Consider the following 227-nt stretch of genomic DNA (forward strand, 5'->3'; position numbering starts at 1 on the left):
GTTCTGCTTCTGCTTTTTTCGCTCTATAATTATCTGCTGTTGCTGGCGTCATTCCTGGCGTTGGATCTTCCTCGCTAGTCGCTGCATCTAATTTCGTTTTTGCTTTCACTAATTCACTGTTGTTTTCTTTGTCGTGAAGTAAACTAATGGCATTGTCTAACTTAGGTTGTACCGCGTCAATTTTTGCGATAGCCGCTGTTACTTGTGCTGGTGTCGCATTGTCATCA

The 227-nt window shown here is 42.7% G+C and carries 1 pseudogene; it reads right to left on the reverse strand.

The annotated features are described in order from the left end of the window. Positions 1–227, reverse strand: a pseudogene (locus tag HMPREF3046_RS09455) (hypothetical protein); the annotation flags it as partial.

It is taken from the genome of Staphylococcus sp. HMSC070D05, from assembly GCF_001815595.1.
In the GTDB taxonomy this organism is placed as follows: Bacteria; Bacillota; Bacilli; order Staphylococcales; family Staphylococcaceae; genus Staphylococcus; species Staphylococcus hominis.